We start from the raw sequence: 22,289 nt of genomic DNA on the forward strand, positions 1-22,289 counted from the left end.
TGAGACAAAAATAATCCTCTGAAATGACTCAGAGGATTATTTATTTAGAATAAATCTTTCGGATTTCTATAAGGTTTATCTAAAGCTTCAGCAACTGCCTGACAAGTGCAAAGTCCTTTATAGGTATTAAGTCCTAATAAGAAACCTTCGTCTTGTTTGAGGGCATCTAAACCATATTCAGCTAATTTTATAATATATGGTAAAGTTGCATTCGATAAAGCTATCGTAGATGTTCTTGGAACTGCTCCTGGCATATTAGCCACTGAATAATGAAGCACACCATGTTTTGTGAATGTTGGTTGATCGTGCGTTGTTGTATGATCACAAGTTTCTATACATCCACCTTGATCGATTGCAACATCAACAATCACACTTCCATCTTTCATTTCTTTGACCATGTCTTCTGTTACAATCTTAGGGGCACGAGCACCAGGAATTAATACCGCACCAATCACAAGATCGGCTGTTTGAAGAGCGTTTCGAACATTATATTCATTGCTGTATATAGTATGAATTGTTCCATTGCTGATATCATCAATATAAGCCATTCGTTGGGCATCGACATCAAAAACATGAACTCTGGCCCCTAGACCGCTAGCAATACGGGCAGCATTGAAGCCAACAGTACCACCACCAATAATAACAACATCTGCTGGCATAACTCCTGGAACACCACCAAGAAGCAAGCCACTTCCACCATTTGTTTTTTGCAATAAATTTGCACCAACTTGAACTGACATACGTCCAGCAACTTCACTCATTGGTGTTAAGAGTGGAAGACTGTTGTTTTTGCCAATAACTGTTTCATAGGCAATTGCAGTTGTTTTTGATTTCATTAACGCTTCTGCAAAAGGTTCATTACTTGCAATATGCAGATACGTAAAGACCATCTGATCTTCACGTAAATATTGATATTCACTCTCTAAGTATTCTTTGACTTTGACAATCAGGTTGGCTGATTTGAATACTTCTTCTCTATGACAAACAGTTCCACCAACTGTTTGATACTCTTCATTTGAAAAACCACTACCTAAACCAGCATTTTCCTCAATAAGGACAGTATGCCCTAATTTGACTAATGAAAGAACACCTGCTGGTGTTAATGAGACACGATTTTCATTGTTTTTGATTTCTTTTGGAATTCCAATAATCATATTTTCACACTCCGTTTCTATTGCCACATTATAACATGAACTTACAGATAAAGTAAATTTATTTTGGATAGGTATAGTGGTTATCTATTGAATTTCGTTGAAAATATTTGTAGTTTTGGTTGATGAAAAGAAATAACTTTGATAGAATGTCTATTGCAAGTCAAGGAGGTTAAAAGATGATTGAGGAACTAATTCAATGTGGAAACTATCAACAGGCTTTAACGATGCTAGAAGATATGAATGATGAAAGTGTAAGATATTTAAGATTGGTGTGTTTGGTAGGAATGGGAGAATATCAACAAGCTAAAACAGAAGGGGCATGGGCAAAAGCAAATGCTAAAGAAACTTATTATGATGTTGTTTCTATGTATGTGACAACATTAAAAGAATTGGGTGAGTTTGAAGAAGCTATTAATATTTTGATTGAAGAGTTATCTATGCCTTATATTCCTTATCAATATGAAACTTTATTTAATACTGCGTATGATGAAGTTCTGTTAGATAAACAAGAAGCAAACTATGAAGTTGAATCGAAAAACCAAATTTTCTCAATTGAAGAAATTTCACAGGTCTTAAAAAACAAGGAATGTAATGAAGATTTGTTATATATGGCACTAGATCAATTACAACAATTAAATGTTCGCATGATTATTCCCGTTATTCAAGATTATTTGATGAATCCTCAGAATCATTTTTTTGCTAAAACATTACTGATCGAAATTATGATTGACCAACAAATAGATGAAGATATACAGGTTGAAAAATTTGGTAGATATTATGATATCAATCCAAGTTATATGGCATTAGTTCTTGAACAAACTCAGTATGCTGAGACTTTAAAATATTTACAAAACGGTATTGAAGATGAAAATCCATCACTTTTTGAGCAATGTGTTGAATATCTTGAATATACCTTATATGCGTTATATCCACAAGATATATATGAAGAAGATTGTCATGTTTTAGCAGCAGCTATTCATTATTATGTTGCAACTTTGCAGTCTATGGATATTGACTTGAATGATTTAGAAGTGATGTATTATTGTGATAAAAGTGAGATTGAACAGCGAATTTTAGCACTCAAACAAATAGAGTGTTAAAATGGTTGCATTCTTATAATGATTCATGTATAATATGCATGTTGAAATAATGGAGGAAGTATAAATGGAAACAGTTTGTAACAAACTAGAAAAATGTATGATGGAAGTGAAAGTGACTTTCACAACTGAAGAATGGAAAAATGCTCAAGAAAAAGCATTAGAAAAATTAGCTAAAAATGTAAAAATTGATGGATTTAGACAAGGTAAAGCTCCAATGAAAATGGTTAAATCTAGAGTGGGGAAAGCTGCAATCTTAGAGGAAGCAACAGATGTTGTTTTGAAGAAAAGTTATGCTGCTATCTTACTAGATAACAATATTCAACCAGTTGGTCAACCTCAAGTTCAAATTGATGAATTGACAGAAGATGTTTTAAAAGTAACAGTCACTGCTCCTGTTGCTCCTGAAGTAACTTTAGGACAATATAAAGGATTAGAAGTGAAAAAGGGAACTGTTAAAGTAACTAAGAAGGAAATTGAAGCTGAATTAGCTAACTATCAAAATCAATTTGCAGAATTAATCATTAAAGAAGAAGGAACTGTTGAAAACGGTGATACTGCCGTTATTGACTTTGAAGGATTTAAAGATGGTGTTGCTTTTGAAGGTGGAAAAGCTGAAAATCATTCATTAGAAATTGGATCAGGTTCATTTATTCCAGGTTTTGAAGAACAAGTTATAGGTATGAAAGTAGGGGAAGAAAAAGAAATTAATGTTACTTTCCCAGAGGAATATCAATCAGCTGAATTAGCAGGACAAGAGGCTGTCTTCAAAGTGAAAGTACATGAAATTAAAACGAAAGTTTTACCTGATATTGATGATGAATTAGCAAAAGATGTTAATATTGATGGTATTGAAACATTAGCTGATTTGGAAACTTATACAAAAGAACAAATCAAGAATAAAAAACAAACAGAAGTAGAATCTAAATTTAGTGATGATATCTTTAACGCGGTTATTGAAAACACTCCATTAGAAGTTCCAGAAGCAATGATTGAAACAGAAACACAAACAATGTTAAGAGAAGTTGAACAAAATTTATCACAACAGGGTTTGAATATGGAACTGTTCCAACAGTTAACTGGAAAAACAATGGAAGATATGAAAACTGAAATGAGCGAACAAGCTGAAAAACGTGTAAAATTTAATTTGATTTTAGCTGAAATTGCTAAAGCTGAAAACATTGAAATTTCTGATGAAGAAGTTGATGATGAAATCAAAGAAATTGCGACTTATTATGGTAGAGAATTTGATGAAGTCAAAACAATTTTTGAAGCTCAAATGGGACAAATCAAATCAGATTTAGCAACTCGTAAAGCAGTTCAACTAATCAAAGATAACGTGAAATAAGACGCTTGATGCGTCTTGTTTTGTTAAGTCATTTGATTAGACAAATGTGATATTATTATATATAATGATGTCGAATGAAAAGGAGGTAATGAATTATGGAAGAGTTAGATATTGTAGTTGATTTACCTGTCATTTGTACAAGAGGAATGATTGTTTTTCCTAACCATGAAATTTCTTTAGATGTTGGAAGAGATTTTAGTCTTAAAGCTATTGAAAAAGGTGTGAATGAATTTGATGAAAATATTGTCTTTATTTCTCAAATCAATCCACTTGATGAAAATACAGATTTTGAACATGTTTATCACTTTGGGACTTTATGTAAAGTGAAAAGAAGAATTAAAAGAGATAATCATGGAACAATCAAGTTGACTGTTGAAGGTCAAAAAAGAGTAGAAATTTTAAGTCTTGACGAAAAAGATGGATGTTTATTTGCAAAGACAAGATATCTTGAAGATATTGAAAGTGAAAAAACTGAAGAAATTGCATTGGTTCGTAAGGTTAGTGAACAAATGCAGTCAATGAATAAAAATCTACAAATGTTCCCACGTGAAGTTTTTTCGAATCTTTCACAAGGGATGAGTGCAAGTGCATTGGCAGATACAATTGGTCAATATATCAATGTAGAATTACAAACAAAACAGAAAATCTTAGCTGAATGTGATATTAATAAGCGTTTGCTTCTTGTTTTAGGAAGTATGGAAGAAGAAAAGGTTATTAATGAATTAGAAGAAAAGATTAATTTAAAAGTCAAGGAAAGTATTGATGAAAATCAAAAAGAATATTATTTAAGAGAAAAATTAAGAGCTATTAAAGAAGAATTAGGGGATACTCCTAATAAAGAGGATGATGCTGATGCTATTCGTGAAGAGTTGAATAATCATCCATATCCTGATTATATCAAGGAAAAGATTGAAGAAGAGTTAAGACGTTATGATATGATGCCATCTGCTTCATCAGAAGCAAATGTTGTAAGATCTTATATTGATTGGGTTATGAAAACACCTTGGTATCAGGAGACTGAAGATATTCAAGATATCAATGAAGTTGAGAAAGTCTTAAATGAAGATCACTTTGGATTAGAAAAGCCAAAAGAAAGAATTGTAGAGCATTTGGCTGTCAAGCAAATGACACAATCTTTGAATGCTCCAATTATCTGTTTGGTTGGCCCACCAGGTGTCGGGAAAACATCTATTTCTAAGTCTATTGCAAGAGCACTAGGTAGAAAATTTGTGAAAGCATCATTAGGTGGAGTCAAAGATGAAGCTGAAATTAGAGGGCATCGTAGAACTTATTTAGGATCAATGCCTGGTAGAATTATACAAAGTATGAAAAAAGCCGGAGTTATTAATCCAGTTTTCTTATTAGATGAAATTGATAAGATGTCTAGTGATTATAAAGGTGATCCTACAAGTGCAATGTTGGAGGTGCTTGACCCAGAACAAAATCAGTTCTTCTCAGATAATTATTTAGAAGAACCATATGATTTATCAAAAGTTCTCTTTATTGCAACTGCAAATGATTTAGGAAGCATTCCTGAACCATTGCGTGATCGTTTAGAAATTATTGAAATTTCTTCATATACTGAACAAGAAAAATTAGAAATCGCTAAACGTCACTTATTAAAGAAGGAAAGAGAACTGTATGGTTTAAAAGCTGAGCAATTAAATATTCCTGATGAGACAATGATGTATGTGATTCGTCATTATACAAGAGAAGCAGGGGTTAGACAATTGGAAAGATTGGTTGCTCAAATCTGTCGTAAATCAGTCTTAAAGATTTTAAAACAAGGTAATTTAGAGTTAACATTACAAGTGAGTGATTTAGAGGATTATTTAGGAAAAGCTCCTTTTGAGCATACTAAGAAAATGGATAAACCTCAAATTGGTGTTGTTACAGGAATGGCATATACTCAATATGGTGGAGATATTTTACCAATTGAAGTCAATCATTTCAATGGAACTGGTAAATTTATTATTACTGGGCAATTAGGCGATGTTATGAAAGAATCTGCTTCTATTGCGCTTGACTATATGAAAGCAAATCGCGAGAAGTATGGTTTGCAGAATATTGCTTTTGATAAAGAAGATATTCATATTCATGTTCCTGAAGGGGCAGTCAAAAAAGATGGCCCAAGTGCTGGAGTCAGTTTAACAACAGCAATTTTATCAGCATTTAGTAATCGTCCAGTGAGAGATGATGTTGCAATGACAGGTGAAATTACTTTGCGTGGACAAGTCTTACCAATTGGTGGCTTGAAAGAAAAATCTATTTCTGCGCACCGTAGTGGTATTCGTAAGATTATTATTCCTAAAGATAACGCCAAAGATATTGATGATATTCCAAAATCAGTACAAGCGGATTTAGATATTGTTTTGGCTGATCATATTGATACAGTTTTAGAACATGCATTAGTAAAATAAATGAAAGGGGCATGATTATGTCCCTTTTTACATGCCAAATAATTGTATGATAATATGTATTGTTAATGAGTTAAAGATTGTTGGAATATGTACTTTCTTTTATTCATTTTACGATTTAATTTAATAATTTCATAAAAGGTTTTTATTTTGTTGACATAAGATAGAATTCATTGAAATCATAGGAAGGCAAAAATGATTGAAATTCAATATTAAGATTTATGTTTCAAAAAAGAATTTAAGATGAATAGATATTTTTTCTAATAGTTATTTTATTTGAATTATGATAAGATGAATAAGAAAATAGAAATAGGAAATAATAGAATGGAGGAAAACAATGTATAAAATTCATAAAGCTCAATTTATGCTATGCGCAGCCTGGAAATCACAATGGCCAGAAAATGATTTGCCAGAAATCTGTTTAGCTGGTCGTAGTAATGTTGGAAAATCAAGTTTTATTAACACTATTACAAATCATAGTAAATTGGCAAAGGTATCTGGAACGCCTGGGAAAACAAGAACACTCAATTTTTTTAATATTAATGATGAACTTAGACTGGTAGATGTCCCAGGATATGGATATGCTAAAGTCAATGATAAAATTAAAGAAAGTTTTGGAGATATGTTAGATACATATTTAAGAGAACGGGATGTTTTAAAAGGTTTGGTATTAATAGTGGATTATCGACATAAACCAACTCATGATGATAAGATGATGTACGATTATGCTAAGCATTATCATATTCCAGTTATTGTTGTGGCAACAAAAGAAGATAAATTAAAAAGAAATGATTTAAAAAAGAATGAAAAAATCATTAAGGATACTTTAGGATTTGATAAGAATGATATATTTTTGCGTTTCTCAAGTTTAAATAAAGTGGGTATTGATGAGGTTTGGGAGAAAATTTTAGAGCTTTGTGAACAATAAATCCTTAACAAATATTCCTAAATAATGTATAATTGCGACTAGGGGGTAATGGAGAAATGATTAATATTATGTTATGTTGTGCATCGGGGATGTCAACAAGTTTATTGGTAGAAAAAATGAAAAAAGCAGCCTCTCAAGATGGCATAAAGGTTGATATTTGGGCTGTAGGGGCAAATGAAATAAGAGAAAATGCTGATAAGGCAGATGTTATTTTGCTTGGACCACAAGTAAGATATGCACAAAAAAAGATAGAGTCTGAAGCACCTGGTGTTCCAGTTGCCAATATTGGTATGAGAGAATACGGAATGATGAATGGTGCTGTTGTTTTAAAACAAGCCTTAGATTTGATTGAAAAGAAGTAAGCAATGTAACTTCTTTTTTTTCATATTCTGAACTTTTTTGCATACAGTTTGATAGGAGGGAAAGTATGCAAAAGATATATTTTAAGAAGTTAGTGGATTTGAATCATCAATTAAAAGAATTGGTATCTATTTCAGTTGATGAATCAATCAATTATAAAATGGAAAGCCAAGGAATGAGAGCAGTAGGTAGTATTATGATGAATGGAGATTATAAAGATGAAAAAGGTAAACATAGTTTCCATGAATCTATTGATTTAGATATTATGGCCTTGTTTGAAAAAATCACTGATAAAAGAGATTTTCATGTAAAAGTAGAAGATTTTGATTATGTGATCAATGAAGGTAATTTATCACTTGTCATACAGGCCTGTGTTTATGGTGTTTTAGATGATGAAGACCGTGTTATTGAAACTTCTGCTCCAAGAGTTGAGGAAACGAATGATGAAGCAGTTGTAGAAGAAATTGAAAGTTTATTGCGTGAAGAAGATGTTGTAGAAGAAGTGCCGGAGGTTGAAATTCCCGTTGTTGAGATTCCTAAAGAAATAGCTATACCAGTCGTAGAGACAGCTCCAGTTGCTGCCATTAAAGAAGAAACGGTAGAAGTGAAAAAAGAAATGCCTGAAGAAGATGATGATGAGGATATTGGTACTTATTATTTATATGTTGTTCAAGATGGGGACAGTTATCAATCTGTAGCAGCTCATTATCAAGTAGATGAATATAAGCTTAAAGACTACAATCACGATCGTCCTTTGACGAAAGGAACTATCGTTATTGTTCCTTATTATTCATGAATGAACTGATTTTACAATACTATAAGATTCAAGTTGTTGGATTGATAAAACTGACTCAAAATGTTTATAAATTGAAAACAAATGATGGTTATTATGTTGCTAAATGTGTTGAAGATAAACACATTGAAACAATCTATGAATATATTGAGACTTTGCATATCCATTGTTTTGTTCAAATATTATTAAATAAAAACAACGAACTTCTTACACCTTATCAAAACAACTATCTTTATCTCATGCCATATGTAGACAACAATCAGGGATTACTGAAAGAAATGAAGATTAAATATTATTTTGAAACATTAGCTTATCTTCATTATAACAGTTTTTATTTCACTAAAGTGAACCAGCAATATTTTGATACACTTAATTCTGATATCTTAAGAATTATTAATGAACGAACTGTTTATTATGAACAGATGATTCAGAATTTTGAGAATATTGCAATGAGATCGCCAAGTCAATGGATGCTTGTTATGAATTATTATCGCATTTATGAAGCATTGTGCAGTGCTCGCCAATATTTATCACAATATTTAGAACATACCAAAGATTATCATCAGGTTCGTGTATGCTTGAATTATAAACATTTTGATTATGATCATATCTCATTAAAATCAAAGGTTTTATTATCAATTGATAATGTTTGTATTGATTTACCGATTTATGATTTGTTTGATATTTATCAAAGAATTCCAGATATTCTCTTTGATTTAGATTGCTTTAGTGAATATTACTTTAAAAAGATAGAAATTAGAGAAGATGAGAAGTTGTTATTGTGTTGTCTTATGAATGTTGTTCCTCTTATTGATTATGGCCCTGATGAAATTGAAAATATCATCAGATTATCAAGATTATTGTACTATTTAGACTCAGTTCATAACTTTATAGGTCAATTATAATTGACTTTAATCTACAGCTTTGTTAAAATAAACATACGTTGATGAGGAGGAGTACATTTTGTATTCTTTAAGAGAGTTTCTGGCAGGTGTGAAGAGACAGAAGAAAAAATGGAAGGTAGCCTCGGAGTATGTTTATTGAAATCATGTAGGTAAACACGTAGAACTGCGTTAAAGTTTTGAGGTATACGAAAGTATATAAATTAAGGTGGTACCACGAGCATTCGTCCTTATACGAATGCTCTTTTTTATTTAAAGGAGGAAGAGATATGAGAACTGTTGATTTGGTTGTTTGGGTATTATTTATTGGAGCGCTTATTTTTTTAGGTTATTTCTTTACAAAAAGAGTCAAAGATAATAAGAAGATAAGACAACAAATGCAAATGGAATATTTAGAAAGAAAAGAGAAATATACATATTTAAGACCAGGGATTTTTGATACATGTCCTAGAGAAGATGTTTCAGCAGCCGCTATTTTTCATTGTATAAGAAAAGAAGATGAAGACTTTGATCATTATTTTGAAAAAATGAATTATAGTGAAAAAGTTGTTTTTGGAATCTATCAGGTGTCTTTATCTTTGGAAGGACAGGGGTCTTCTATTCATAGTTTTTTCTTGAGCCCTTCAAACCGTCCATTTGTTCCTATTGTTGTGGATATTTTTGAAGAGGTCGGTGCTCATGATATAGCAGAATTAATGAGAGCAGCAAGACGTTTTGCAGAGATTATTGAAAATGATGAAGAAGATGATGAAGATGATCCTGAAATGGGAGATTTTTCAAGATATAATTTCTCGGATTTTACTAATGAATTTGTTTCATTGGTGAATACAACTAACTTGAATGAAAAAATCACAAGATTTATCTTAGATCATAAGGAAGATTTTTATGATACAGATATTCCTAAAGAAATTGATGGAAATGGAGATGAGATAGATGAAAGAATTAGCGACTAAATACAATCATCAAAAAGTTGAAGAAGGTAAATACAAAACATGGATTGATCATCATTATTTTGAGGCTGGTGATATTTCTAAAAAGCCATATAGTATTGTGATACCACCACCGAATGTTACTGGTAAATTACATTTAGGACATGCTTGGGATACAACACTTCAGGATATGATTATTCGTTATAAACGAATGCAGGGATTTGATGCCTTGTGGCTTCCTGGAATGGATCATGCAGGAATTGCAACGCAAGCTAAGGTTGAAGCAAGAATGCGTGAAGAAGGGCTTTCTCGATATGATTTAGGAAGAGAGAAATTTCTAGAAAAAGCGTGGTCTTGGAAAGAAGAGTATGCTTCTATTATTCGTAATCAATGGGAAAAACTAGGGCTGTCTTTAGATTATTCTAAGGAACGCTTTACATTAGATGAAGGTTTGAGTGAAGCAGTTAAAACAGTTTTTATTACTTTATATGAAAAAGGATTAATTTATCAGGGTGAACGTATTATTAACTGGGATCCTGTACAAAGAACAGCTCTGTCTAATATCGAAGTTATTCATAAAGAGATTGAAGGGCATATGTATTACTTTAAATACAAAGTGGTAGAAAATGATGAGACATTGATTATTGCAACAACACGTCCAGAAACAATGTTTGCTGACCAGGCTATATTTGTTCATCCGGATGATGAACGTTATACACATTTAGTAGGGAAACATGCAATAAATCCAGCTAATGGGGAAGCTTTGCCAATTATGGCAGACAGTTATATTGATATGAGTTTTGGAACTGCGGTTATGAAATGTACGCCTGCTCATGATCCTAACGATTTTGCTTTGGCTAAGAAATATGGATTAAGTATGCCTATTTGTATGCATGATAATGGAACGATGAATGACATGTGTGGAAAATATGCCAATATGGATCGTTTTGAATGTCGTGCTGCCCTTTTAGAGGATTTTGAGGAAGCAGGAGTTGTTGATCATATTGAAACACATATACATCAAGTTGGTCATTCGGAACGTAGTCATGCAATCGTTGAACCTTATCTATCAAAGCAATGGTTTGTTAAAATGAAACCTTTGGCCAAAGCTGCTTTGGCCAATCAGGAGAAAGATTCTAAAGTCAATTTTGTTCCAGGACGATTTGAAAAAACGTTTAAACAATGGATGGAAAATATTGAGGATTGGTGTATTTCTAGACAATTATGGTGGGGGCATCAAGTACCAGCATGGTATCATAAGGAAACAGGTGAAGTTTATGTTGGAAAAACTGCTCCAGAAGATATTGAAAATTGGAAGCAAGATGAAGATGTTTTGGATACATGGTTTTCAAGTGCGTTATGGCCATTTTCAACAATGGGTTGGCCAAATACAGAAAGTGAAATGTTCAAACGTTATTTTCCAACTGATACTTTAGTTACAGGATATGATATTATTTTCTTTTGGGTATCTCGTATGATCTTTCAATCCTTGGAGTTTACTCATGAAAGACCATTTCAAGATGTTTTAATTCATGGTTTGATCCGTGATGAGCAAGGTCGCAAAATGTCTAAATCTTTAGGCAATGGTGTTGATCCAATGGATGTTATCGATGAATATGGTGCTGACACATTACGTTTTTTCTTAACAACCAATTCTGCTCCAGGCATGGATTTGCGTTATATCCCAGAAAAGTTAGAAGCATCTTGGAATTTCATTAATAAAATTTGGAATTCAGCAAGATTTGTATTAATGAATATTGATGAAGATATGAAATATGAGGATTTATCATTTACATATTTAAATTTATCAGATCAATGGATTTTAAATCGTCTTAATGATGTTATTCAATCAGTTGATGAAAATATGGATAAGTTTGAGTTTGTGAATGTGGGAAGCGAACTTTATAATTTTATTTGGGATGATTTTTGTTCTTGGTACATAGAATTATCTAAAGCTCATTTAAATAGTGATAATGAGATTGAAAAACGTGCAACACAAGAAACATTAGTTTATGTTCTCAATGCTATTGTTCGTTTATTGCACCCATTTATGCCATTTGTGACAGAAGAAATTTATCAGTCTATTCCACATTTAGAGGAATCTATTTGTATAGCAAAATGGCCTGAAGTGAATACTTATTTTGAAAACACTAAGATTAATGGACAATTTCAATACTTATTTGATATTATCAAAGGAATTAGAAATATTCGTGCTCAATATATTATTAAAAACTCTATTGAAATAGCTTATAGTATTCAAACAAAAGATGAACAATTATCTGAACTTTTGGAAGATATTGCTTTATATGTTTCTAAATTATGTAATGCTCGCTGTATTGGTTATAATGTGGAAACATCATCTCATGTAGCTACTGAAATGATTAAAGGTGGACATGCTTTAATTGTTGAACTTGGTGATTATATAGATTTAAATGCTGAAAAGAAAAAACTGGAGGATGAACTTAAAAAACTTGAAGGTGAAATTAAACGTTGTCAGGGAATGCTTTCAAATCCTAATTTCACTAGTAAGGCTCCACCAGAAAAAGTTAAAGCAGAGGAAGCTAAAATGGCTGATTATCAATCAAAATATAATGCTGTTCAAGCTAAATTAGAGGAAATGGAAAAGGTGAAATAAAAAAATTCACCTTTTTTTATTTTTGAGAAGAAAAATCTTATAAAAGAAGTGAATATATATAGTAAGGGGGCTAATAGAAAGGAAGAAGAAATTATGAGAGAATTATCATTACAACAGCAATGCGAGATTCAAGGTGGCTCATTTATAGGAACAGCACTTCTTTATTTGTTATTAGGTGCTGGAGTTTATAAAATTTTGAGGTCGAAAAAAGGGCGTATTTCGATACCAAGATTAGTGAATTTGGAATGGCGTAATTAATGATATGAAAGGCATTTTGCCTTTCATATTCTTTGTTGTTAGAGCATATAATTGGTGAGGTGAAGAAAATGAAATTTGAAGTGAAAGTTGTTATTATGAGTATTATTTTTTCTATAGTATGTATGTTTGTGTTTACATATGCAAGTTCATTTACCCAAAAGACAATATATGCTTATCAGGTTGGGATTTATAAAGAAGCAAGCAATAAAGATGCTAAGCTGGCTGAACTTAAAGAATCTGGCATTGAAGGGTATTGTTATAAAAAAGATGGACAATACTATGTTTTATCAATGATTAGTGAAGATCAAAAGAAAGTTGAAAAACATGCGGTTGATATGAAAGGGATTATGAAAACTTATGTTGTATCATCCGATACAACAGTTAAAACTTTATTAGACAACTTATCGAAGGGAGTTATACATGATTAAATCATTACCAATAGAAGAAAATCCACGTGAGAAAGCGATTGTCAATGGGATTGAGTCTTTAAGCAATGTTGAGTTGCTGGCACTTGTTTTAAGAACTGGTAATAAAGATGAATCGGTTATCCAATTAGCACAAAGATTATTAAAGGAAATCGGTGGTATATCACAATTATCTCATATTTGTTATGCTGATCTCATTGCGCTTAAAGGGATTAAAAAGGCCAAAGCCATTGAATTATTAAGTGTTATTGAAATGAGTAAGCGATTAAAACAAAAAGAATCACATGAATCATTGTTATCACCAAGCGATATTTATGATTATGTTAAAAATGAAATGATGATGTTGAAGCAGGAACATTTTGTGGTTTTGTGCTTAGATATTCGTAATCGTGTGATTAAGAAGAAAACAATATTTATAGGCTCATTAAATATGAGTATTGTTACGCCACGTGAAGTCTTTAAAGAGGCTATTGGAGTCAGTAGTGCTAAAATGATACTTTTACATAATCATCCCAGTGGTGATGCCTTGCCTAGTCAGGAGGATTTGTATTTGACAGAGCAATTTGTTAAACTTGGCGAAATGATGGCTATTGAAATAATGGATCATATCATCATTGGCTGGAATCAATTTTATAGCATAAAAGCGAAACAACTCTATTATGATAATCATGGTTGAAATGTTTATCCTTTTTTAATTTGCTTTTTTTTATACCAGATATTATAATGGTATGAGACTAGGGGTGATATTTTGTATAAAAAGAATAAATGGAATAAGCATAATAAAAGAATTGTAATTGTTACAATTATATTGGTACTCTTTTCTGTTGTGACTTTAGTCACAAGTCGTTCTGCTTCTGGAATTGAAACAATTTTTAAAGATACCATTGCAAATATTGAATATTATGTGATTAAAGCACCAATTGAATATGTAAGTGGTCTTTTTAATGAATATAGTGAGATGAAGGATGTTTATGAAGAAAATGCAAAGCTTAAGCAGAAATTAGATGATTTAGCTCGTGAATCAGCCATGAATGATGTTTTAACTTCTGAGTTGAATCAATTAAAAGATATTACAAAAATCAAATATCTACCAACTGATTATCAAGTGAAATATACAACAGTTATTACTAGAGATGCTGAAAACTGGACAAATGAAGTAACTATAAATATTGGAAAACTTTCAGGGATTAAAGAAGGAATGGCGGTGATAACTGCCCAAGGTATGATTGGAACAGTGACAAGTGTAAGTGAAATTTCATCAACTGTTTCACTATTATCTTCTGAAAATTCAAAGAGTCAGTTACCGGTTATGATCTTGAGTGGTGATAAAGAATATTATGGTCTTTTAAATCGTTATGATTTATCTACAAAAAGTTATCGTATTACACTGTTAAGTGATGTAGAAAAACTCGAAAATGGTGCAAAGGTTGTAACGAGTGGATTAGGTGGTCCTGGCAAGAGTCCTAAAGGGATTTTGGTAGGGACAGTAGATGGTTTTACATTGGGTGATGATGCAACTGAGTCTGTATGTACTGCAAAACCAAGCGCAGATTTTAATTCATTAAATTATGTTGCTGTGGTTCAAAGGGTGAATGAAGAATGAAAACAAGAATGACAGATAGTTATTTATTCAAATGTATTATGCTTGTTATCGCTTGTTTTGTTTTAGATAGTACAATCAGTTATTTTTTGCCTTATAACTATACAAAAGTTGGGATGACAATAGTCCCTTGCTTAGGTTTGATGATGTTTTCAATGCTTGTGAGGACTGTTGATGGTGCAGAGAGATATCTTTTTGCAGCTATATGTAGTGTTTATTATTCGATTGTTTATTCGAACTCTTTAGCTATTTATATACTTATTTATTGTTTAATCGCCTTTGTTCGATCTTATCTTTTCAAATTAGAGTCTTTAAGTTTGATAGAATCTATGATTTTCTGTATTTTGACAATATTTGCGCAAGAATGCGTGGTATATTGGCTGATGTGGATTACCAATATGACAAGATATCCTATTGTTTCATTCTTAACAATGAGGATGTTACCTACTTTAATAGTTAATCTTGTATTATCTGTAGGTGTTTATTGGGTCTATAATAAAGTTAAGATAGAGGTGGAATAATGAATATTGAAGTTAAAGGTGTAAATGGTGTTTTGGTTTTGAAAGTGAATCAGTTTTGTGATTTTGATACAGTATTAAATGATTTAAATATGCTCTTGGAACAACCTATCTTTCAACAAGATGGTTATTATCCAAGGGCATATTTTGATTTTGGGTGTCGATATTTGAAAAAAGAAGAATTAAATCATCTGATTATGTTGATAAAGCAAAAGAAGAAAATCTTGTTTGATGGTTTGTCATTGCCGCATGTTCAGAATCAACTAGAAATCAAACGACAACAATTGCGTAATGGGGAAGAACTTTTCATTGATAAAGAAACTTTATTTTTAGGGACAGTGAATCCTGGAAGTTATGTTTATTGTTATGACAATGTTTATTTTTTAAATACTGTACGTGGCACAATAGTTGCAATGAATGAAAATGTAAAGATTTATGGTCATGATTTTCAAAACGCTCAAATTGTCATAAATCAAGAAACTTTGCATGATTTGACAACATCTGCACTAACAAGTGTCTATTATAAAGATAATTGTATTAAAGCCAAGAAGGAGGATGGTTATGAGCAGAACTATTGTAGTTACATCGGGTAAAGGTGGAGTTGGAAAAAGTAGTATGACAATTAATTTAGGGTATGCATTAGCATCGCAGGGACAGAAAGTGTGTTTGATTGATGCAGACTTTGGATTAAAAAATCTCGATGTTATGATGGGATTAGAAAATCGTGTTATTTATGATTTGAATGATGTCATTTCTAATAAATGTTCTTTGAAACAAATTTTAGTAAAAGATAAGAGGATGGATTCGTTGTATTTGTTGCCAGCATGTAAATCGTTATCATTTGAGAATTTGAATGTTGATTATATGATGAAAATGATTGAACAATTAAAAAATGAATTTGATTTTATTTTAATAGATAGTCCAGCTGGAATTGAAAAAGGTTTTCAATATGCAAGTGGATTATCACAAGAAGCTATTATTGTTGTGACACTAGATGTTGTTTCATTAAGAGATGCAGATCGTGTTGTGGGATTGCTATTGAAGCAGGGAGTCACTAACTTACATATGCTGGTGAATAAATATAACGATGAAGATATACATAAGGGAAGAAGTTTGACATTAAAAGATGCCTATGACATTTTGTCAATTCCTTTGCTGGGACTTGTTTATGATGATCATGAAATGTTAGAGGCAAACAATAAGGGAATGCCAATTTATTTACAGAAGAATTTGTCTATTAGTGGATGTTTTGATCGAATTATTAAGAGATTAGATGGGCAGGAAGTTCCTTTTCAAAAAAATAAGAAAAAACCGTTGTTTGAAAGAATATTTGGATAATAATTTTATATTTTTTTCATAAGTATAGATGAGGTGACATACTTGTGAATGAAATAGATGAAATTAAAAGACGTATGGAAAAGCGTAGGGCACACCATCACCCAACATTAACTGATCGCCATTTTTCAAGGTTGTATAATGGAATGATCAAATGTATGGTTGTATTATTGGTGGGAGTGGCAATTTGTGCTTATGTGAAGGTGAGTCCAAATGGCGAATATATAAAAGATTATGTTTTGAATGATATGCATTTTACCGAATTGACAAAATGGGTGAATAATCAATTGTTATCTTTTAATAAAAAGAATGATAATGCAGCAACCGTTTCTAGTCAAGTATCCTATAAAAATATTAAAGATAACTATTATACGAATCAATCTAATGAAGTTTTGAATTTTGATAAAGGTCGTGTCATTTATGTTGGAAAACAAGATATGCTTGGGCAATATGTTACTGTTTTATTAGAAAACAATATTGAAGTGACTTTTGGACAGATGACAGATGTCTTTGTGAGTGCTTATGATCAGGTTGATGCGGCAACGATACTTGGAACATATCAAAATCAGGTTATGATTATCTTTACGCAAGGTGAAAAGGAAATTGACTATTCAACGTTTGAAGAACTTATTTCATAAAATTGATATTCACCCAGTTACACTTATATATTTTGTACTTGCATGGATAGGGGGATATTTAAAATGGTATCTTTCCACTTTGCTAATTGTGTGCCTTCACGAAATATGCCATCTTTTGATGGCATATTATTTTGATTTTGAAATTGATAAAGTTGAGATTTTACCATTTGGAGCCTATTTGTCTTTAAATGATTTTTATTTTCACCCTATACGTGAAGAGATTTGTGTGGTTTTGGCTGGACCGTGCAGTCATTTGCTAATCTATGGGCTCATTCTGGTGTTGAGTTCTGGTGTCTATCAAGAATATCTTTTAACTATGAATATGATGGTATTTGTATTTAATCTTGTACCTATATACCCAATGGATGGGGGTCGTATTATCGGTTTGATTCTCCAAAGTGTTATGGACTTAAAAAAAGCTTTGTATTTAACATTGAAAATATCTGTGTTTGTTTTTTGTATATTATTTTGTTTTTATTGTCAAATGAATACATTTGTTATACTTAGTTATTTGTTTATCCAGCAATTTTATTATCTGAAGTTTATACCAGTCTATTTACGGAAATACTATACTCAGATACCAAGCTTATATCCGCGTGATAAGATTGTTTTAAATCGTACCTTGACTTATCGGAGAGGATTTCATAATTATTACCAGGTAGATGGTTTGATATATGATGAACAGGAAATGGTAGGAGAATTGATTAAGAATGTAAAAAAATAGGAAATATGAGATTATATCTTGTTTTTTTTGATAGATTATGATATCATACTACAGGTATTTCAAATACACACATTGTGAATTCGTGAATCGAGTGCTCTGGTAGAGTGGTTTATGTTAGAAGCAATGGAGGAAAAAAACAAAAGGAGGAAGTTACAATGGCAGTAATTTCAATGAAAAAATTATTAGAAGTTGGTGTTCATTTTGGGCATCAAACAAAAAGATGGAATCCAAAAATGGCTCCATACATTTTCACTTCAAGAAACGGTATTTATATTATCGATTTAAAGAAATCATCTGATAAAATCGATGAAGCTTATGCAGCTATGATGGATATCGTTGCTAAGGGTGGAAAAGTTTTATTTGTAGGAACTAAAAAACAAGCTCAAGAAGCTGTACAATTAGAAGCTCAAAGATCTGGAAGTTTCTATGTAAATTCTCGTTGGTTAGGAGGAACTTTAACAAATTTCAAAACTATCCAAAAGAGAATTAGAAGATTAAAAGAATTAGAAAAAATGGATGAAGATGGAACTTTAGAATTATTTACTAAGAAAGAAGCAATCTTACTTAAAAAAGAACAAGCTAAGTTAGAAAAGAACTTAGGTGGTATCAAAGAAATGAGAAGATTACCAAATGCTTTATTTGTAGTTGATCCTAAAGTTGAACATAATGCAGTTGCAGAAGCAAAAATCTTAGGAATTCCTGTATTTGGTATTGTTGATACAAATTGTGATCCTGATGAAGTTGATTATGTTATTCCAGCAAATGATGATGCAATCAGAGCTGTTAAATTAATCGTTGCTGCAATGGCTGATGCTGTATGTGAAGCAAAAGGTGAACCTTTAACTGTTGCATATGTAAAAGATGAAGATGATAAAGAAGTATCTATGAATGATGCTGTCGCTTCTGTAGAAGAAAGCAAACAAAGAGGACCTAGATATAAAAATCAAGGGCGTCCTAGATATAACAGAAATGCTGAAGTAAGCAAACCAGCTGAAGTTAAGGAACCAAAAACTGAAGCATAGTGAGAACAAGGGGAGGCTTATGTCTTTCCCTTTTTTATAAAAAAACATAAATGGAGGATAAAAGAATGGCTATTAGTGCAAAATTAGTAAAAGAATTACGTGAAAAAACTGGTGCTGGAATGATGGATTGTAAGAAAGCATTAGAAGCATGTGATGGGAATTTAGAAGCATCATTTGACTGGTTAAGAGAAAAAGGAATTGCAAAAGCTGCTAAAAAAGCTGACAGAATTGCTGCTGAAGGTTTAACTGCTTTTGTCATTGATGGAAATGCTGCATCAATCGTAGAAGTGAACTCTGAAACAGATTTCGTTGCTAAAAATGCTGAGTTCCAAGAATTAGTAGCAGATATTGCAAAAGTAATTGTAGCAAATCAACCAGCAGATTTGGATGCTGCTTTAAAATTACAATTAGATGGTAAAGATTTAGAAACAGTGATTGCTGAAAAAAGTGGTAAAATTGGAGAAAAATTGAGTTTAAGAAGATTTGCTGTTTTAACTAAAGAAGATGCTGAAGTTTTTGGGGCATATTCACATATGGGTGGAAAAATGTCTGCATTAGTTAAATTAAGTGATTCTGATGAAGAAAAAGCAAAAGATATTGCTATGCATGTTGCTGCAAGTGCACCACAATATATTGATAGAACTGCTATTCCAACTGAAGTTTTAGATAGAGAGTTAACTGTATTAAAAGCTCAAGCAATGGAAGAAAATGCTACAAGTGCTAAACCTAAACCAGAAAATATTATTGAAAAAATGGTTGAAGGTCGTTTGAACAAAAACTTAAAAGAAATGTGCTTAGTGGATCAAGAATTCATTAAAGATCCTGATCAAACTGTAGCTAAATACTTAGGAAATGGAAAAGTTTTAGAAATGGTTCGTTTCCAAGTTGGTGAAGGAATGGAAAAAAGAGAAGAAAACTTTGCTGAAGAAGTTGCTGCTCAAATGAAGGGATAATAACTGAATATAAGGGGGAGGACACTTTTTGTGCCCTTTTCTTGTAAAATGAAGGAGAATTATATGAAGTACAATAGAGTTTTGTTGAAATTAAGTGGTGAGGCATTGGCTGGAGAGCAAGGATTTGGGATTAATCCAGTTGTTGTCGCTGATGTAGCAAGACAAATTAAAGATGCAAAAGATTTAGGTGTTGAAATTGCTATTGTTTGTGGTGGCGGAAATATCTGGCGTGGAAAAACTGGTAGTGATATGGGTATGGAAAGAGCAGCAGCAGACTATATGGGAATGCTCGCTACAGTTATGAATGGTATGGCTTTACAAAATGCCCTAGAAGCTATTGGTGTTAATACAAGATTATTATCTGCTATTGACATGAAGGAAGTTGCTGAGCCATATATTAGAAGAAGAGCAGTTCGTCATTTGGAAAAGGGAAGAATTGTTATCTTTGGTGCTGGTACAGGGAGTCCTTTCTTTACAACGGATACAACTGCGGCTTTACGAGCTGCTGAAATGAATGCAGATGTTATTTTAATGGCTAAAAATGGTGTTGATGGTGTTTATTCAGCTGATCCTAAAGTTGATCCAACAGCTAAAAAATATGATCACATCACTTATTTAGATGTTTTAAACGAAGATTTACATATTATGGATCAAACAGCTATTACTTTATGTAAAGATAATGGTATTGATTTATGTGTATTTAATATGCAAGAAGATGGAAACATCGCTAAAGCTTGTGATGGTGCTTCTATTGGAACAATTATTTCAAAGGGAGGAGAATAAATATGTTAAATTTGATTTTAGAAGAAACAAAAGAAAAGATGGACAAATCTATTGATGCTTTTAAAAATGAACTTTCTACAGTAAGAACAGGACGTGCTAATCCAACAATGTTAGATAGAGTTATGGTTAATTATTATGGTGAGAAGACACCATTGAACCAAATGGCTAGTATTTCTGTTGTTGAAGGTCGTCAGTTAATGATTAAACCATATGACAAATCAACATTAAAAGATATTGAACATGGTGTTTATGAAGCTGATTTGGGATTGGCTCCACAAAATGATGGAGAAGTCATTCGTATCAATGTTCCTGCTTTGACTGAAGAGACAAGAAGGGGTTACGTGAAACAAGCAAAAAAATTTGCTGAAGATGCTAAAGTTGCATTGCGTAACATTAGAAGATCAGCAAATGATGATGTTGATAAAGCTGGTTTAACTGAAGATGAAGTTAAACAAGGAAAAGAAAGAGTTCAGAAGTTGACTGATGAATATGTAAAGATTATTGATCAATTAGCAAAAGATAAAGAAGAAGATTTGATGAGTGTTTAATAACGATTGAGATAAAGGTTTTATACTTTTATCTCTTTTTGTTTGATATTATAATCATCTTTAAAGGAGGAGTTAAGATGCTTAAAATTGGAGAATTTTCGAAACTAACGAATATTTCTGTTCGAATGCTTCATCATTATGATGAAATTGGATTACTAAAACCAATCAAAATAGATGCTCAAAATGGGTATCGGTTCTATTCTGTTTCACAAGTTCCAGACTTGCAAAAAATTGTAATGCTTCGTGATCTTCATTTTCAAATTCCAGAGATTCAAAGTGCTCTTCATGATTGGTCAAAGGAAACGCTTATCAAAAAGATGAAATGCAAGATATTAGAAAAAGAGACTTTAATTGAAAAGGAAAATAAACTGATTAAGCAAATAGAACAGACAATCCATAGTATCGAAACAGAGCAACTTGATTTACACTATAATGTTATTTTAAGAGAAGTTTTTGATCAATATGTTATTTCATTAAGAAAAAAATACCACATTATCATAACGAAGGTATTTTATGGAAAGAACTTTATCAATATGTAAGGAAAAATCATATAGAAATATTAAAGCAGAACAATAATAATATAGCTATTTATTATGATGAAGAACATAAAGAAGGACAGGTAGATATAGAAGTTTGCTTTTTAGTTAAACATTTTGTTGAATGTTCAACGCCTTATCAATGCAAGGTGATAAAAGGTGTTCAAACTATGGCTTGTATGATGGTAAGAGGGAGTTATCAAAATTTAAATCTTGCTTATCAGTCTTTTGCTAAATGGTTAGAAGATAACCCTCAATATCAAATGAATGGTCTTTCAAGACAAATATGTCATCGAGATTATACGAATGAGAATAATGAAAATGACTATCTAACAGAAATTCAAATTCCTGTTCATATTATGAATGGATAAAAATATTTTTCCTTG

At 31.8% G+C, this 22,289-nt stretch carries 25 protein-coding genes and 1 other annotated feature; of the genes, 24 read left to right on the top strand and 1 reads right to left on the bottom strand.

The window, feature by feature from the left end; genetic code table 11:
• Window positions 1–44 precede the first annotated feature (44 nt).
• Window positions 45–1,154 carry an alanine dehydrogenase gene (gene ald, locus GQF29_RS16340; RefSeq protein WP_117768885.1) on the bottom strand — a complete coding sequence of 370 codons (1,110 nt, stop codon included), beginning with the start codon at window positions 1,152–1,154 and terminating at the stop codon, window positions 45–47.
• A 176-nt stretch (window positions 1,155–1,330) separates the two neighbouring features.
• Here ald and GQF29_RS16345 point away from each other — a divergent pair, with 176 nt between their 5' ends.
• From GQF29_RS16345 to GQF29_RS16455, 24 genes are all read left to right on the top strand, one after another.
• Window positions 1,331–2,254, top strand: a complete 924-nt coding sequence (locus GQF29_RS16345; RefSeq protein ID WP_117768886.1) for a hypothetical protein — start codon at window positions 1,331–1,333, stop codon at window positions 2,252–2,254.
• 64 nt (window positions 2,255–2,318) lie between these two features.
• The gene (gene tig, locus GQF29_RS16350) at window positions 2,319–3,599 is read left to right on the top strand and encodes a trigger factor (protein WP_117768887.1); all 1,281 of its coding nucleotides are present in this window, start codon (window positions 2,319–2,321) and stop codon (window positions 3,597–3,599) included.
• 95 nt (window positions 3,600–3,694) lie between these two features.
• The gene (gene lon / locus GQF29_RS16355; protein WP_117768888.1) at window positions 3,695–6,019 is read left to right on the top strand and encodes an endopeptidase La; all 2,325 of its coding nucleotides are present in this window, start codon (window positions 3,695–3,697) and stop codon (window positions 6,017–6,019) included.
• A 334-nt stretch (window positions 6,020–6,353) separates the two neighbouring features.
• On the top strand, window positions 6,354–6,944 hold the full coding sequence (gene yihA, locus GQF29_RS16360) for a ribosome biogenesis GTP-binding protein YihA/YsxC (RefSeq protein ID WP_117768889.1): 591 nt from the start codon (window positions 6,354–6,356) through the stop codon (window positions 6,942–6,944).
• A 56-nt stretch (window positions 6,945–7,000) separates the two neighbouring features.
• Window positions 7,001–7,306: a PTS sugar transporter subunit IIB gene (locus GQF29_RS16365; protein WP_054325077.1), complete on the top strand. Its 306-nt coding sequence runs from the start codon at window positions 7,001–7,003 to the stop codon at window positions 7,304–7,306.
• Between the two features lie 65 nt (window positions 7,307–7,371).
• Window positions 7,372–8,100 carry a LysM peptidoglycan-binding domain-containing protein gene (locus GQF29_RS16370; RefSeq protein ID WP_117768890.1) on the top strand — a complete coding sequence of 243 codons (729 nt, stop codon included), beginning with the start codon at window positions 7,372–7,374 and terminating at the stop codon, window positions 8,098–8,100.
• Window positions 8,097–9,002, top strand: coding sequence for a hypothetical protein (locus GQF29_RS16375; protein ID WP_054688626.1), 906 nt, complete (start codon window positions 8,097–8,099; stop codon window positions 9,000–9,002). The genes GQF29_RS16370 and GQF29_RS16375 overlap by 4 nt, the downstream gene beginning before the upstream one ends.
• Before the next feature lie 29 nt (window positions 9,003–9,031).
• Window positions 9,032–9,234, top strand: a binding site (T-box leader).
• Between the two features lie 34 nt (window positions 9,235–9,268).
• Window positions 9,269–9,952 (top strand): DMP19 family protein, encoded by a 684-nt coding sequence (locus tag GQF29_RS16380; RefSeq protein WP_054688624.1) that lies wholly within the window; start codon window positions 9,269–9,271, stop codon window positions 9,950–9,952.
• Window positions 9,933–12,563 carry a valine--tRNA ligase gene (locus GQF29_RS16385; RefSeq protein WP_054688621.1) on the top strand — a complete coding sequence of 877 codons (2,631 nt, stop codon included), beginning with the start codon at window positions 9,933–9,935 and terminating at the stop codon, window positions 12,561–12,563. Before GQF29_RS16380 ends, GQF29_RS16385 begins: the two co-directional genes overlap by 20 nt.
• Window positions 12,564–12,656: 93 nt before the next feature.
• A complete protein-coding gene (locus GQF29_RS18445) occupies window positions 12,657–12,821 on the top strand; it encodes a hypothetical protein (RefSeq protein ID WP_008789745.1) in 165 nt (54 codons plus the stop codon).
• Window positions 12,822–12,889: 68 nt separating this feature from the next.
• Window positions 12,890–13,249 carry a hypothetical protein gene (locus tag GQF29_RS16390; RefSeq protein ID WP_008789744.1) on the top strand — a complete coding sequence of 120 codons (360 nt, stop codon included), beginning with the start codon at window positions 12,890–12,892 and terminating at the stop codon, window positions 13,247–13,249.
• Complete coding sequence (radC, locus tag GQF29_RS16395) at window positions 13,242–13,922, top strand: RadC family protein (protein WP_008789743.1); 681 nt, start codon at window positions 13,242–13,244, stop codon at window positions 13,920–13,922. The genes GQF29_RS16390 and radC overlap by 8 nt, the downstream gene beginning before the upstream one ends.
• A gap of 72 nt (window positions 13,923–13,994) precedes the next feature.
• A complete protein-coding gene (gene mreC / locus GQF29_RS16400) occupies window positions 13,995–14,849 on the top strand; it encodes a rod shape-determining protein MreC (RefSeq protein ID WP_008789742.1) in 855 nt (284 codons plus the stop codon).
• Window positions 14,846–15,367 (top strand): hypothetical protein, encoded by a 522-nt coding sequence (locus GQF29_RS16405; protein WP_008789741.1) that lies wholly within the window; start codon window positions 14,846–14,848, stop codon window positions 15,365–15,367. Before mreC ends, GQF29_RS16405 begins: the two co-directional genes overlap by 4 nt.
• Window positions 15,367–15,957: a septum site-determining protein MinC gene (locus tag GQF29_RS16410; protein WP_008789740.1), complete on the top strand. Its 591-nt coding sequence runs from the start codon at window positions 15,367–15,369 to the stop codon at window positions 15,955–15,957. Before GQF29_RS16405 ends, GQF29_RS16410 begins: the two co-directional genes overlap by 1 nt.
• On the top strand, window positions 15,926–16,702 hold the full coding sequence (gene minD / locus GQF29_RS16415) for a septum site-determining protein MinD (protein ID WP_008789739.1): 777 nt from the start codon (window positions 15,926–15,928) through the stop codon (window positions 16,700–16,702). The genes GQF29_RS16410 and minD overlap by 32 nt, the downstream gene beginning before the upstream one ends.
• A 44-nt stretch (window positions 16,703–16,746) precedes the next feature.
• Window positions 16,747–17,337, top strand: coding sequence for a M23 family metallopeptidase (locus GQF29_RS16420; RefSeq protein ID WP_054325074.1), 591 nt, complete (start codon window positions 16,747–16,749; stop codon window positions 17,335–17,337).
• Window positions 17,303–18,061 (top strand): site-2 protease family protein, encoded by a 759-nt coding sequence (locus GQF29_RS16425; protein WP_117768892.1) that lies wholly within the window; start codon window positions 17,303–17,305, stop codon window positions 18,059–18,061. Before GQF29_RS16420 ends, GQF29_RS16425 begins: the two co-directional genes overlap by 35 nt.
• A gap of 155 nt (window positions 18,062–18,216) precedes the next feature.
• Window positions 18,217–19,083: a 30S ribosomal protein S2 gene (rpsB, locus tag GQF29_RS16430; RefSeq protein ID WP_008789736.1), complete on the top strand. Its 867-nt coding sequence runs from the start codon at window positions 18,217–18,219 to the stop codon at window positions 19,081–19,083.
• A 65-nt stretch (window positions 19,084–19,148) separates the two neighbouring features.
• The gene (gene tsf / locus GQF29_RS16435; RefSeq protein ID WP_008789735.1) at window positions 19,149–20,036 is read left to right on the top strand and encodes a translation elongation factor Ts; all 888 of its coding nucleotides are present in this window, start codon (window positions 19,149–19,151) and stop codon (window positions 20,034–20,036) included.
• A 63-nt stretch (window positions 20,037–20,099) separates the two neighbouring features.
• Window positions 20,100–20,819 (top strand): UMP kinase, encoded by a 720-nt coding sequence (gene pyrH, locus GQF29_RS16440; RefSeq protein ID WP_008789734.1) that lies wholly within the window; start codon window positions 20,100–20,102, stop codon window positions 20,817–20,819.
• A 2-nt stretch (window positions 20,820–20,821) separates the two neighbouring features.
• Window positions 20,822–21,367, top strand: a complete 546-nt coding sequence (gene frr / locus GQF29_RS16445; RefSeq protein WP_008789733.1) for a ribosome recycling factor — start codon at window positions 20,822–20,824, stop codon at window positions 21,365–21,367.
• A 77-nt stretch (window positions 21,368–21,444) separates the two neighbouring features.
• Window positions 21,445–21,906 (top strand): MerR family DNA-binding transcriptional regulator, encoded by a 462-nt coding sequence (locus tag GQF29_RS16450; RefSeq protein WP_049939220.1) that lies wholly within the window; start codon window positions 21,445–21,447, stop codon window positions 21,904–21,906.
• On the top strand, window positions 21,876–22,274 hold the full coding sequence (locus GQF29_RS16455) for a GyrI-like domain-containing protein (protein ID WP_279383774.1): 399 nt from the start codon (window positions 21,876–21,878) through the stop codon (window positions 22,272–22,274). Before GQF29_RS16450 ends, GQF29_RS16455 begins: the two co-directional genes overlap by 31 nt.
• Window positions 22,275–22,289: the final 15 nt, after the last annotated feature.

Origin of the sequence: Coprobacillus cateniformis (assembly GCF_009767585.1) — a bacterium.
Taxonomy (GTDB): domain Bacteria; phylum Bacillota_I; class Bacilli_A; order Erysipelotrichales; family Coprobacillaceae; genus Coprobacillus; species Coprobacillus cateniformis.